The following is an 11,762-nucleotide window of genomic DNA, read 5'->3' as shown; positions in this document are numbered from 1 at the left end:
GCCCCGATGCGCGGCACCACGTACCACTTCGTCGTCGCCCCGGACGGCCGCGGCCCCGAGGGCGGCGCCCCGGAGCTGGCGGCCGTGCGGCTGATCTCGTTACTTCCGGCGGACTGGGGCTACGCGCCCGAGTTCCCCGGCGGGACGGTGTCCCTGCGGCTGACCCCGCCGCCCGGCACCACCGAGGAGGCGGCGCACGCGGCCTTCGCCGGCGCCCTCGCCGCCCCCGGCCTGCGCGGCTGGAGCTGGGCCAACCGGCCGGCGTGAGCCGCCCGCGGCTAGGGTGCGGGGTCATGAACACGCCCAGAGCCGCCGCGTGGGGGCTGGTGGCCCTCGCCGGGGCCGCCGCCACCACCGCGGTCGCCGCCCCGCTGTACGCACACCCCGGCGGCCCGGCCCTCGCGGCCGACCTGGACCACCCCCTGGCGCTGTGCGGCCTGGCGGTCCTCGCGCTCGCGGGGGCCGCCCTGCTGCGTTCGCGCCGCCCGCGGCTGCGCCGGGCGGCCGGGGCGGGGCTGGCCCTGGCGGTGGTCCTGGCGGGGCTCGCCGTCCCCGCGTACGGGGTGGTCACCGATCCGCAGCCCCTGCTGGAGTGGGACGTCCCCGCACCCGACGGGTCGGCCCGGCGGCTGGTGGTGGAGCAGACCTCGGCGCTGACCGACCCGGTCTGGCGGATCCACGTCGACGCCGGGACCTTCCCGACGGCCCGCCGGTGGCCGGTCGGCGCGTACCGGCCCGACCCGGAGTTCGACTTCACCAAGGGCGTACTGGAGGCGTACTGGCCCGACCCGGACCACGTCCGCATCATCGACCTCGACCACGGCCACCACGACCTGCGCATCGCCCCCGACGGCCGCCCGCTGGACCGGCTGGACTGGTAGCAGATCGCCGCCCGCTCCGGGGCCACAAGGGCGGAGCCCGCCCCAACGGGCCGCGTCCGGTGGGACGATGGTGCGAGCCGTCGAGGCAGGACGCCGAGTCGGGCCGAGGTCACCAGGGGGTGCCATGAGCGTTGACGTCCGCGAAAGGCTAGCCGAGCTCGGATTACGGCTGCCGGAGGTGAGCACCCCCAAGGGGGCCTACGTACCCGCCGTCCGCAGCGGCATCCACGTCTTCGTCGCCGGCCAGATCCCGCTGACGGCCGGGGAGCTGACCCTGACCGGGAAGGTCGGCGCCGAGGTCTCCCCGGAACGGGCCAGGGAACTGAGCCGCCAGTGCGCGTTGGCGGCCCTGGCCGCCGCCGACTCGGTGGCCCCGCTGGAGTCCGTGGTGCGGGTGGTGAAGGTCGTCGGCTACGTCTCCTCCGCGCCCGGCTTCACCCGCCAGGCGGGAGTGGTCGACGGGGCGAGCGAACTCCTGGTGGAGGTCTTCGGCGAAGCGGGCCGCCACGCCCGCAGCGCCGTCGGGATGGACATCCTCCCCCTGGACGCCCCCGTGGAGATCGAAGTCGTCCTGGAGGTCGCCCCCCATACGGCCGACCGCCTCTAGGCCGTGTCTTCCGGATCTTGCTCCCCCAGCTACCGCTGGGAGGTGCCCCCAGACCCGCGCCGCCCGGTGCCGCACCTCGCCGCGTTGGCGGAGCACCCGAGTACGTCCAGTACAAGGGCGCCCCGCCAACGCGCCGATGCACGGCACCTGGGGGCCCCTCCCAGCGGTAGCTGGGGGAGACGCGGGCTTAACCGGCAAGATCCGAAAGACACGGCCTAGCCGATCGGGACCGCCGTGCCCGTCACCTCGATGCCGGCCGACGGGTCCGCCGGGACCCCGACCGTGATCAGGCTCGGGCGGCCCATGTCGACACCCTGGTGGACGGTCAGTACGGCCGGCAGTTCGACCAGCCCCAGGCTCCGCAGGTACCCGCCGAACGCCGCCGCGGCCGCACCCGTCGCCGGGTCCTCGACCACCCCGCCGGGCGGGAACGGGTTGCGGGCGTGGAAGACGTCCGCCGACTCCCGCTGGACCAGGGTGATCGTCGTCCAGCCGCGGCGCGCCATCAGCCCGCTCAGCGCCGGCATGTCGTAGTCCAGGTCGGCGAGCCGCTCCCGGCTCGCCGCCGCGATCACCGGATGCCAGGCCCCCGCGTACGCGGCCCGCGGCGGCAGCTCCGGATCGAGGTCCTCCGCCGACCAGCGCAGCGCCGCCAGCAGCTCCGCCAGATCGGCGTCCGCCAGGGGCTCCGTACGCGGCTCCACGCTCACCAGCGTCGCGACGACGCCGCCGTCCGGGCCGGCCGACGTCGTCACCGGCACCGGCCCCGCCTGCGTGTGCAGCAGCAGGTCGCCGACGCCGTGCCGCTGCGCGTACGCCACGGCCGTCGCGATCGTGGCGTGCCCGCAGAACGGCACCTCCGTCCGCGGGCTGAAGTACCGGATGTCCAGCGCCCCGTCCTGGCGGGGCACGGCGAACGCCGTTTCCGAGTAGCCGACGTCCGCCGCGACCGCGGCCATCGTCGCCTCGTCGATGCCGGTGGCGTCCAGCACCACACCCGCCGGGTTCCCGCCCAGCGGGTCGGTGCTGAAGGCCACGTAGCGCAAGAGATCCATCACCCGAACCTAGCGGGCCCGGTCACCGGTCGTCAAAAGCGTTTCCCCGTACGGGAGTTGACGCTTACCGGGACGGCGGCGGGCCCGCACCGCGGGTCCGTCACGCCCAGGTGAGCAGCCGCCCGGACGTGCCGATCCCCACCGCGAACCCCAGCGCGATCCTGCGGTCCCCGTGACTGGGCCGGACCGCGTGGAAGAACCGGGGATCGATCAGCAGCGCCTCGCCGACCTCCGGAGCCAGCTCGATCGACTCCGCACCCGCCACCACCGACTCGTCGAACCCGTACCGGGCCGACAGCCGGTGCGCCTCGTCTTCGGGTTGCCAGCGGTGCCTCCACAGCACCGTCTCACCACCCTCCGGCGGCACGCTCAGGTACAGGTTGAACGCGAACTGCCCGATCAGCGGTTCGTCGAGCAGGTCTCCTTCGTACTCGCGCAGCGCGTCGTCGAAATGGACCTGGAACCCCTGGTTCGGCTCCCGGGCCACCCCGTCGCCCATCTCCACGCCGCCCCTGCGGCCCACCGCCACCCCGCCCGGCCAGGCCACGGCCAGCGCCTCCCGGCAGGTGCGGAACGGATCGAACGACAGCCCCAGCCCCTGCCAGGACTCGTGGTGCCCCTGCAGTGCCTTCCAGTATGTGTCGGCGACCCCGCCGTCCGCCATGTGGTCGCTGACGCCCACCCCGAACCGCATCACCGGCGGATCGACGCGGGCCTTCCCGTACGAGTCGAACACCTGCTGCCGCAGCGCACCGAGCACCTCGTCACACCGCTCGCGCGGCAGGAAGGAGGGGACCCGGACCGCCGCGTACCGCCCGGCGGCCAGCCCGGCGAGCAGCTCGTGGGTGAACGCCGGCGCGGTCACGGCGCGGAAGAAGGGATCGTGCGGTGGAGCCGGTAACGCACTCTGAGTGGTTCGCCCTGAGGATTGCCCTGACGTCATTCGATCGCCCCCCGGCGTCGGAAAGACAACAGAAACCAATGGCGCCTATCCGGGATGCGTCCCGCTGGTCGCGCGGAACGCCGTCTTCGCGTCGAGCTCCAGTGCCTGCCGCCCGGCCTCCAGCGCTTCCATCGCGATCCGCCGGCCGACCTCCGCCTGCATCTGCTCCAGGTCACTGCCCGGAGCGCCCCATCTGAGGGACTGGTCGTCGTTCGTATCGGTCGGGACAGCAGCCATCGGCGGACCTCCGCGCGTTTCGGTGTGGGACGCGTCACACAGGGTGAGGCAACGTCAGGCTACGCGCAAGCTCGCCTCAGCCGAGCGAGTTCCGCCCAACTGATATGAAAAGAAGGGGATTTCACCCGGGCAGTTCCCGCAGAAGTTTCTGCAGAAGCGCCCTGGCCTGCACCAACAGCGGATGCTCCGGAGCCACCACCCGGGTGAGGTCGCGCACCAGCGCCGTCAGCTCGTTCACCGCTTCGGGGGTACGCCCCACGATCCCCAGCAGCACCAGGACGAACGTGTAGCGGAACCGCATCACCATGTTGGAGTCCGGCGGCTGCGCCGCGTCCCGCAGGGCCTCCCGGATCACCTGCTCCGCCTCCGACGCCCGCCCCTGGTCCAGCAGCGCGTGCGTCAGCGTCTCCCGCACCCGCAGGATCTCCGGCGTCGACGGCGGCCAGTGGTTGCGCCGGCTGATGTCCAGGATCTGCCACGCCTCCGCCTCGGCCTCCGCGTGCCGGCCCAGCGCGCGCATCGTCCGGGCCAGCGTGTGGCGCACCACCAGCGTGTCGTAGTGCTCCCGGCCGCGCACCTCGTTCTCCGCCTCCACGATCGAGCGCAGCATCTCCTCGGCCTCCGCCTCCCGCCCCTGCTGCTCGTTGATCGCGCGCGCCAGCTTGTGCCGGCTGGCCAGCGTGTCCGCGTGGTTCTCGCCCAGGATCCGGGTCCGCGCCAGCACCACCCGCGACAGCACCTCCTCCGCCTCGGACAGCTCCTCCCGGTCCAGATGGATCCGGCCCTGCTCGTGCCGCAGCCCCAGGACCTCCCGGTCGTCGATGTCGAAGCCGAACGAGGCGCAGCGGTCCACCATCGGCAGCACCAGGTCGTACGCCGGCCCCAGCAGCCCCGTCGCGATCAGGTAGCGGGCCGTCAGCCGCGCCAGCTCCAGCGCCTCCGTCCGCACCGTACGGTCCGACAGCTTCAGCTCACCCAGCAGGCACGCCCGGGACACCTCCAGCGCGTGCGGGGCCAGCGCCGCCCACAGCGGCCAGTTAGCCGGATGGTCGGGGTTGCGGTGGAGGGTCGCCCGCAGCACCATCCGCACCGCCAGCCCGTAGTAGTCCGCCGGCCGGTCCCGCACCCCCGGGTCCTCGCGCAGCATCCCGTGCACCACCGGGTGCAGGGTCAGCACGTGCGCCAGGTCCCGCTCGGCGACGCCCTCGCGCTCGTAGAAGTCCACCAGCCCGAACTCCTCCAGACCCGCGAGCGCCGCGTGCGTGCGCGCCGGCGTGATCCCCGGGAACAGCGGGGACTGCGACAGCGGCGAATCGCCCAGCAGGCACCGGTAGGGGACCGGCGCGACGCTCAGGCAGGCGAACACCTTCAGCAGGCTCGCCGCCTCCGCCCGCCCCTGGCTGCTCAGCAGGTCCATCGCTATCCCGCAGACCTTCTCCACGCTCTCCCGGCCCAGCAGCTCGCCCAGGTCCGGGCCCGCCCGCCCCGGCGCGGAGTCCACCCGCGCCGCGACCGCCCGGCCGAAGGTCTCGAAGTCCCGGATGTCACTGTCCAGGGAGATGTGGCTGTCGTTGACCGCCCTGATCACGTCGGCGGCGTGCCGCAGGGCCAGCGGCAGCCCGCCCAGCTGCCGCGACAGCCGGCGCGCCTGCTCGTTCGTACCGCCCAGGCCCCCCGTCCGCTCCAGCAGCATCGACGCCCCGTCGTCCTCGCCGAGCGGTCCCACGTCGTGCAGGGCGGCGCCCTCGCCCCACGTCTGCTGGCGGCGCACCCGGCTGGTGACCAGCACCGTCCCGTTCGCGTTCTGCGGGCGGCGCAGCCAGCCGGTCCCGTCGGCGACCGGGCCGTCGCGGGGGCCGAGCCGCTCCGGGTCGTCGGCGTTGACGAAGATCAGCACCCACGGGTCCGGACACCCGTTCAGCAGCGTCCACACCAGGTCCATCGCCGTCCCCAGCAGCCACGCCCGGTCCACCGTGATCGACGGGGCCCCCAGGTCCCGGGCGATCATCCGCATCCGCAGGCTCAGCTCCGGCATCGACACCCACCACACCCGCCGCCCGGCCCGCTGCGCCCGGTCGGCGACCTCCAGCGCCAGCCGGGTCTTGCCCGACCCGCCCAGCCCGGTGATCACGTGCACCCGCTGGCGGGCCTGCTCCGACAGCAGCGACGCGACCAGGCTCAGCCGCTCCTGCCCCTTCAGCTTGCCCTCCTCCAGCGTCCCGTACGGCGGCGGCGGGAACGGCGCCAGGTCCAGCTCCCCGGCGGCGGGCGGCGGCAGCGACGGCCGCCCGGCCGCCTCTGCGGCGGAACGCGGCGCACGCAGCCCGCCCCCGTCCGCGTCCCCGTCCGGCGGCCCCTCCGCCGGCGCCTGCGCCGCCTCCCGCAGCGCGGCGCGGACCGCCTGGTAGGGGGCGGCGGAGCGGTCGGCCGGCTGCACGATGGAGAAGTGGTCGGCGGTGACCACCCCGCCCTTGGGGAACACCCCGCGCGCGACGACGGGTGGCACGATCTCGTCGGCGGAACCCCCGTACGCGCGCACCGGAATCGGACACTCCTGGTCCCCGTACGCCCGCCCGTGCACCACGGCACTGAGGACGGTGCGCTGCGCTTCGGTCACGGCCCGGTCGAAGGGGCGCAGCTGCTTCTCCTGGGGGTTGTTCCAGATCTTGAGCCAGCTGCGGACGGTGAGGAAGAACCCGGACCCGGTGTTGGGGCAGGCGAACATCGTGAAGTGCTTGATCCGTGACAGCTCCCGCCCCTCGCCGACCCACAACTTCCGTGCGAGGAACCGCTGCACGACCAGTCCGCCCTGGCTGTGGGTGACGAGCACGATCCGCTCGGCCTCGGCGAGCTCGGTCTCCAGGAAGGTGCCGAGCAGGTCGGCGACGTCGTCGGTCTCCGCGACCCGCCGGTCGGGGCGCAGGCGCACGAGCGGGGAGTCGTACTCGAAGAGGTGGACGCTGACCCAGTCGGCCAGTTCGGGGTCGGTGGTGAGGAGGGCGTGGAAGGCCGTCCACACCTTGGCTGAGGAGAACAGGCCGTGCACCAGCACGAGGTGGACGCGTGTCCGTACCGCCATCGCGAACCTCCGCAGCCAGAATGTGGGTTGAAGCAGAAGGATTTCGGTCGCAGACGAAAAATCGGATGAAGAACTACCCGCGTCAATGATGCACGCGTGGCGACCGCGGGAGCCATAACCAGACACCCTTCCACCCGGCGCGCGACAGGCGCGCCGGTCGCGCGCGGGGGCGCGCCGAGCGCGAACCCCGCCGGCGCGAGCGCCCCGAAGGGGGGCGCCCGGCACGGCTGGGGCGCGTGGGGCGCGTGGGCGCGTGAGGGTGGCGGGGCGGCCGGAGCGGGATCCTCAGAAGTCGCCCGGCGGGAGGGGGAGCGGCAGTCCCGGCAGGCCGTCGATGCTCTGCGCGATGTGCTCCTTCTTCGCGAAGTACGCGCTCAGCGAGGCGTCGTCCTCGCGCGCGAAACGACGGCCGTGCAGGTCGCGGTCCTCGTCGTACGACATGAACGGCACCCCGTACCCGCAGGAGTCCCGGACGAGCTCGGCCGTCACGACGATGATCGCCCTCAGGCCGTGCTGGGTCGGGTCGATGTCCGGGAAGTGGGAGAGGAGCTCCTTGAAACGCGGATCGTCGCGGAAGACGGGCTCCCCGCGCCCGTGCACCCGGACGATGTTGGGCGGCCCCTGGAAGGCGCACCACATCACCGTGATCCGGCCGTTCTCCCGCAGGTGCGCGACGGTCTCGGCGGTGCTGCCGGCGAAGTCGAGGTAGGCGACGCGCTGTTCGTCGAGCACGGCGAAGGAGCCCTTGAGGCCCTTGGGGGAGAGGTTGACCGTGCCGTCGCCGGAGAGGGGGGCGGTGGCGGTGAAGAAGACGGGCTGCTGCTCTATGAAGGCGCGCAGGCGGCCGTCGATGCGTTCGTAAGTCTTTCCCATGGCCGAGGATTATCCGGGTGGCGGGCCCTCACCCGGAGGTCGGCTCCCGCCCGCACCGGAGGCTGACCGGGCCGGTCAGCGGATGCCCTCGTCCATGAGGACGTAGAGGAGGGGGACCAGGCAGCCGCTGCTGACGATCTCGCGGCGGTCGATCATCCCCCGGATCTCCGTCAGGGGGATCCACTCGACGCGGTCGGACTCGTTCTTCTCGGTCGGCGGTCCCACGTACGTGGCGCCGTCCGCACGGAACAGGTGGTGCCGGGAGTCGGTGATGCCGGCCGCCGGCTCCGCGTAGACGAGCGGCCTGACCGGCCCCGGCCGCCAGCCCGTCTCCTCGAGGACCTCGCGGGCGGCTGCCTCGGCCGGCGTCTCGCCCGGCTCGATCAGGCCCATCGGGAGCTCCCAGGCCCAGGTGTCGGTGATGAAGCGGTGGCGCCACATCATCAGCACCTCGCGCCGGTCGTTGACCACGGCCGCCACGGCCAGGTTCTTCAACTTGACCACGTGGTGCTCGAAACGGCTCCCGTCAGGAGTCTCCACGTCCGCGAACCAGAGGTCGAGCCACTGGTTCTCGTAGATCGGACGCTCTCCGTGGATCTTCCACTGCATGCCTCAAGCATCGCTTATTCGGTTGCCGCCGGTCAGCCCGGCCCGGTAGGAAGCTCACATGCTGAGAGGTGCCAAGGTCGGGCTCAGGGCCCGGCACGAGGACGACATACCCGTCCTGCGGACCGAGCTGTACGACGACGTCGTCAACGGCTCGCGCTCCGAAGCCGGGCCGTGGAAGCCGATCACGCCCGGCTCGAAGGACCCCCGGCTCGTCGTGGACGACACGAGGGACACCAGCGTCCAGTTCTCCGTGGTGGAACTGGAGGGCGGCTCGCTCGTCGGCACCGCGACGGTCTGGGGCATCGACACCCACAACCGGTGCGCACACATCGGCCTGGGCCTGCTGCCGACCGCACGCGGCAAGGGCTACGGCAAGGACGTCGTCGCCGCCCTCTGCCACTACGGCTTCGTCGTGCGCGGCTTCCACCGCATGCAGATCGAGACGCTGGCCGACAACACGGCGATGCTGCGCGCGGCGGAGGGCAACGGCTTCGTCCGCGAGGGCGTCCTGCGCTCCTCGGCCTGGGTGCTGGGCGAGTACCTGGACGAGGTCATCCTCGGCCTCCTGGCCAAGGACTGGAACCCGAAGGCGCACTGAGGGCCTTGCGCAGCGCCCCGGCGAACTCGGCGGGATGCGTGGTCGTGCCGATGTGCCCGCCGGGAAAGCGCAGGAGCTCCGTGCCGAGCCGCTCGGCCAGGAAGGAAGCCGCACGGTAGGGCAGCTCCCCGCGCGAATCCCGTCCGCCGGCGAGCACGAGCCGGTCCGCCAGGACCCCCAGCCGCTGCACGTCCGGGACGTACGACATGAAGCCGGGCACGATGCGCCCGAGGAAGTACGGCAGACCGGCCATCGTCTGCTCGACACGCTCAGCCGGCACCGTGACCTCCTCCCTCGGCCCGTCCTCCCTCGGCCCGTCCCCCCTCAGGCCGGCGGCGAACAACGCCACCGCCGGCATGAGCCCCTGGGCCCGGAAGACCTCCTGCACGCGCGCGAGGAACACCCGGTGTTCGGCGGCGTCCGGCAGGACCTCCACCACGGGCGGCTCGTGCGCCACGAGGCGTTCGACGCGTTCGGGACGGGCGGTGAGCAGGTGCAGCGCGGTGATCGCGCCCGAGCTGGCGCCGAACACCCGCGCGGGCGCGCCGGGCGACAGCAGCTCCAGCACCCGGAACGCGTCGTCGGCGTGCTCGGCCACCCGCTGCTCGGCCCCGGCATCGTCCAGCGTGCTCCGGGCCATGCCGCGCGGGTCGTAGGTCGCGACGGTGTACTCGCCGGCCAGATCATCGGCGATCCCGGCCAGGGAGGCCGCGCCACCGGTTCCTCCCGGTATCAGCAACAGGAGCGGACCATCGCCCCGCACCTCGTAGTGCAGGGTCGCGCCGTTCACCCGCAGGCCGGTCATGAGGGGTCTCCTTCTCGGGACGGGGGCCAGTGCTCCAGGAGGGTGTGCAGGGCATCGAGGGCGCGGACCCAGGAGTCCTGGGCCGGCCGCGCGTGCCCGAAACCGCCCGAGGCCTCCAGGGAGACGAAGCCGTGGAACGTGCTGCGCAGCAGCCGGACCGCATCGGTCAGGTCGGGCTCGGCCAGCCCGTAGCCGCGCAGCATGCTGTACGTCAGCTCGACCGCGCGCCGGGGCCCGGACGCCTTCGCGACCAGCTCGGGATCGATGGCGATCGAGGTCTGCGTCGCCATGTAGCGCCCGGGGTGCTCGTGAGCGTACGCCCGCCACGCGTCGGCGAACGCGAACAGGGCGCCCTTGCCCGAGTGCCCGGCGGTCGCCTCCGCGATGCGGAGCGTCTTCTCGTCCGCCGCCAGCAGCGCGATCCGCCCGCGCAGATCCTCCAGGCCGCGCACGTGCGTGTAGAGACTCGCGTCCCTCACGCCGAGCCGCCGGGCCACGTGCGCCATGGTCACCCGCTCGAACCCGACCTCGTCCGCCAACTCGGCGCCCGCGACCGTAACCCGTTCTGTTGTCAGTCCGGCCCGCACCATGCACATACTCCTGTTCCTAGGGGTCCTAGGCTAGGCCTAGGACCCCTAGGGCTGCAACCCGTTTTGGTCCGACCGGCTGGACATGCCGGTGGGTCGCGCCTGGGCGCTCTGCGGCGCGGCGGAGGCGGGCTATGAAGGGAATCGAGCCAAATCGGATGGAAGTTCGCTATCCGGCCATTCCCGAACCTCAACCTCAGGAGTCGCACGATGCGCCCCATCAGAGCGGCCTGCCTCGGCACGGCCACGCTGGTCACCCTCCTCACCTGCACCCCCGTCGCGGCCGCCGCGACGGACACCGGTTCCGCCCAGGCCGGTGACAAGGGCCGGACCATCACGGTCACGGCCGAGGTGCAGCAGCTGACCCGCTTCCCCGTCCTCCCCGAAACCCCCGGCAGCCCCAAGCAGGGCGATCAAGTCGTCGTCCGCTCGCTCCTCTTCGACAAGGAGCACAACCAGATCGGCGAGACCCACGGCAGCTGCGTCACCACCCGGGGCGGCGCCGACGAAGCGGAGCAGTGCCTCGTCACGTACATCCTCCCGGGCGGCCAGCTCACCACGCAGGGGGTGTACTTCAACTACCTCGACCAGGGCCCCTTCGACAGCGCGATCACCGGCGGCACCGGGAAGTACGCGAAGGCGCGCGGCTGGGTCCACTCCACAACGATCTCCACGCCCCCCACGACCCCCACGGTCGTGAGGCGCTTCACGATCCACCTCGCCTGACCCCGGAACCCGGCTCCGCGGGGCGCTCTGATCGACCTTTCGTGCAGGCAGTCGCGCCCCCATCGCGGGCATCTGAGGGGCCCGGATACCCGGCGGGCCGGGCCCTTCGAACCCACCCTGAGACCGCCCGCGGGGATCCCGCATGTGCGATCTGATGCGGCAGGAATTGCCGCACGGGAAACGCAGTTGATCACTGCATGACCAAGCCCGCGGCACCGCGCCCGCTCTCCGACGAAGAACTCTCCGACCTGCTCGGCCGGCAGCAGTTCGGCACGCTCGCCAGCATCAAGCAGAGCGGCCACCCCCACCTGACCACGATGCTCTACAGCTGGGACCCCGAAGGCCGCACCGTGCGGTTCTCGACGACGGCGGACCGGGTCAAGGTCGGTCACCTGCGCCGCAATCCCAGCGCGGCCCTTCACGTACAGGGCGGCAACGTGTGGTCGTTCGCGGTGGCCGAAGGCGACGCCGAGGTGTCCGAGCGCACCACGGTGGCGGGGGACGCCATCGGGAGGGAACTGCTCGGCATGATCCCGGCGGCCGCGCGCCCCGAGGACGAAGCCGCCTTCCTGGAGCAGCTGGTAGCCGAGAACCGCGTGGTCATCCGCCTCAAGGTGAACCGCCTGTACGGCACGGCACTCGACATCGACGCCTAGACCAGCCCCGGACGACCGCCGGCCGCCAAGGCCAGAGGAGCGCGTAGCGATCTGCTGCGCTTGGGGGCTCCGCGGGGCGCTCTGATCAACCGTTCGTGCGGGTAGC

At 72.6% G+C, this 11,762-nt stretch carries 14 protein-coding genes; 6 read left to right on the top strand and 8 right to left on the bottom strand.

The annotated features are described in order from the left end of the window. Window positions 1-6 precede the first annotated feature (6 nt). The 3 genes from ABD973_RS13640 (at window position 7) to ABD973_RS13630 (ending at window position 1,488) form a co-directional block, all read left to right on the top strand. Window positions 7-267, top strand: a complete 261-nt coding sequence (locus ABD973_RS13640; RefSeq protein WP_125602370.1) for a hypothetical protein — start codon at window positions 7-9, stop codon at window positions 265-267. Window positions 268-293: 26 nt separating this feature from the next. Beyond that, complete coding sequence (locus ABD973_RS13635) at window positions 294-881, top strand: hypothetical protein (protein WP_345500187.1); 588 nt, start codon at window positions 294-296, stop codon at window positions 879-881. Between the two features lie 124 nt (window positions 882-1,005). After that, window positions 1,006-1,488 carry a RidA family protein gene (locus ABD973_RS13630; RefSeq protein WP_125602365.1) on the top strand — a complete coding sequence of 161 codons (483 nt, stop codon included), beginning with the start codon at window positions 1,006-1,008 and terminating at the stop codon, window positions 1,486-1,488. Window positions 1,489-1,703: 215 nt separating this feature from the next. Here ABD973_RS13630 and ABD973_RS13625 read toward each other — a convergent pair whose 3' ends face one another. The 6 genes from ABD973_RS13625 to ABD973_RS13600 all read right to left on the bottom strand — a co-directional run bounded on the left by ABD973_RS13625 (window position 1,704) and on the right by ABD973_RS13600 (window position 8,284). Next, the gene (locus ABD973_RS13625; protein ID WP_125602362.1) at window positions 1,704-2,543 is read right to left on the bottom strand and encodes a PhzF family phenazine biosynthesis protein; all 840 of its coding nucleotides are present in this window, start codon (window positions 2,541-2,543) and stop codon (window positions 1,704-1,706) included. Window positions 2,544-2,643: 100 nt separating this feature from the next. After that, window positions 2,644-3,408, bottom strand: coding sequence for a 2OG-Fe(II)-dependent halogenase WelO5 family protein (locus tag ABD973_RS13620; RefSeq protein ID WP_241253331.1), 765 nt, complete (start codon window positions 3,406-3,408; stop codon window positions 2,644-2,646). Between the two features lie 123 nt (window positions 3,409-3,531). Then, window positions 3,532-3,723, bottom strand: a complete 192-nt coding sequence (locus ABD973_RS13615) for a hypothetical protein (protein ID WP_125602356.1) — start codon at window positions 3,721-3,723, stop codon at window positions 3,532-3,534. A 121-nt stretch (window positions 3,724-3,844) separates the two neighbouring features. Beyond that, entirely contained in the window at window positions 3,845-6,802 is a 2,958-nt protein-coding gene (locus ABD973_RS13610) for an alpha/beta hydrolase (protein WP_125822017.1), read from the bottom strand. A 285-nt stretch (window positions 6,803-7,087) separates the two neighbouring features. Continuing rightward, a complete protein-coding gene (locus ABD973_RS13605; RefSeq protein WP_125602350.1) occupies window positions 7,088-7,675 on the bottom strand; it encodes a pyridoxamine 5'-phosphate oxidase family protein in 588 nt (195 codons plus the stop codon). A 75-nt stretch (window positions 7,676-7,750) separates the two neighbouring features. Next, a complete protein-coding gene (locus ABD973_RS13600) occupies window positions 7,751-8,284 on the bottom strand; it encodes an NUDIX hydrolase (RefSeq protein WP_125822018.1) in 534 nt (177 codons plus the stop codon). A gap of 58 nt (window positions 8,285-8,342) precedes the next feature. Between ABD973_RS13600 and ABD973_RS13595 the strand changes: the two genes are divergently transcribed. Beyond that, window positions 8,343-8,882: a GNAT family N-acetyltransferase gene (locus tag ABD973_RS13595; RefSeq protein ID WP_345500186.1), complete on the top strand. Its 540-nt coding sequence runs from the start codon at window positions 8,343-8,345 to the stop codon at window positions 8,880-8,882. On the opposite strand, the gene ABD973_RS13590 is transcribed toward ABD973_RS13595, so the two are convergent. Then, on the bottom strand, window positions 8,836-9,687 hold the full coding sequence (locus ABD973_RS13590; RefSeq protein ID WP_345500185.1) for an alpha/beta fold hydrolase: 852 nt from the start codon (window positions 9,685-9,687) through the stop codon (window positions 8,836-8,838). The genes ABD973_RS13595 and ABD973_RS13590 overlap by 47 nt on opposite strands. Next, entirely contained in the window at window positions 9,684-10,277 is a 594-nt protein-coding gene (locus ABD973_RS13585; RefSeq protein ID WP_125822021.1) for a TetR/AcrR family transcriptional regulator, read from the bottom strand. Before ABD973_RS13585 ends, ABD973_RS13590 begins: the two co-directional genes overlap by 4 nt. A gap of 207 nt (window positions 10,278-10,484) precedes the next feature. Here ABD973_RS13585 and ABD973_RS13580 point away from each other — a divergent pair, with 207 nt between their 5' ends. Beyond that, window positions 10,485-11,000 carry an allene oxide cyclase barrel-like domain-containing protein gene (locus tag ABD973_RS13580; protein WP_345500184.1) on the top strand — a complete coding sequence of 172 codons (516 nt, stop codon included), beginning with the start codon at window positions 10,485-10,487 and terminating at the stop codon, window positions 10,998-11,000. 197 nt (window positions 11,001-11,197) lie between these two features. Continuing rightward, on the top strand, window positions 11,198-11,656 hold the full coding sequence (locus ABD973_RS13575; protein WP_345500183.1) for a TIGR03618 family F420-dependent PPOX class oxidoreductase: 459 nt from the start codon (window positions 11,198-11,200) through the stop codon (window positions 11,654-11,656). The last annotated feature ends 106 nt before the right edge of the window (window positions 11,657-11,762 follow it).

The sequence above is a fragment of the Streptomyces racemochromogenes genome (genome assembly GCF_039535215.1).
Taxonomy (GTDB): domain Bacteria; phylum Actinomycetota; class Actinomycetes; order Streptomycetales; family Streptomycetaceae; genus Streptomyces; species Streptomyces racemochromogenes.
This window is presented reverse-complemented; position numbering and strand designations above follow the sequence as displayed.

What these genes read in the sequence shown, in the direction of transcription:
- ABD973_RS13640 (WP_125602370.1), top strand. Translation starts at nt 7, where the DNA reads ATGCGCGGCACCACGTACCACTTCGTCGTCGCCCCGGACGGCCGCGGC.
- ABD973_RS13635 (WP_345500187.1), top strand. Translation starts at nt 294, where the DNA reads ATGAACACGCCCAGAGCCGCCGCGTGGGGGCTGGTGGCCCTCGCCGGG.
- ABD973_RS13630 (WP_125602365.1), top strand. Translation starts at nt 1,006, where the DNA reads ATGAGCGTTGACGTCCGCGAAAGGCTAGCCGAGCTCGGATTACGGCTG.
- ABD973_RS13625 (WP_125602362.1), bottom strand. Translation starts at nt 2,543, where the DNA reads ATGGATCTCTTGCGCTACGTGGCCTTCAGCACCGACCCGCTGGGCGGG.
- ABD973_RS13615 (WP_125602356.1), bottom strand. Translation starts at nt 3,723, where the DNA reads ATGGCTGCTGTCCCGACCGATACGAACGACGACCAGTCCCTCAGATGG.
- ABD973_RS13610 (WP_125822017.1), bottom strand. Translation starts at nt 6,802, where the DNA reads ATGGCGGTACGGACACGCGTCCACCTCGTGCTGGTGCACGGCCTGTTC.
- ABD973_RS13605 (WP_125602350.1), bottom strand. Translation starts at nt 7,675, where the DNA reads ATGGGAAAGACTTACGAACGCATCGACGGCCGCCTGCGCGCCTTCATA.
- ABD973_RS13600 (WP_125822018.1), bottom strand. Translation starts at nt 8,284, where the DNA reads ATGCAGTGGAAGATCCACGGAGAGCGTCCGATCTACGAGAACCAGTGG.
- ABD973_RS13595 (WP_345500186.1), top strand. Translation starts at nt 8,343, where the DNA reads ATGCTGAGAGGTGCCAAGGTCGGGCTCAGGGCCCGGCACGAGGACGAC.
- ABD973_RS13590 (WP_345500185.1), bottom strand. Translation starts at nt 9,687, where the DNA reads ATGACCGGCCTGCGGGTGAACGGCGCGACCCTGCACTACGAGGTGCGG.
- ABD973_RS13585 (WP_125822021.1), bottom strand. Translation starts at nt 10,277, where the DNA reads ATGGTGCGGGCCGGACTGACAACAGAACGGGTTACGGTCGCGGGCGCC.
- ABD973_RS13580 (WP_345500184.1), top strand. Translation starts at nt 10,485, where the DNA reads ATGCGCCCCATCAGAGCGGCCTGCCTCGGCACGGCCACGCTGGTCACC.
- ABD973_RS13575 (WP_345500183.1), top strand. Translation starts at nt 11,198, where the DNA reads ATGACCAAGCCCGCGGCACCGCGCCCGCTCTCCGACGAAGAACTCTCC.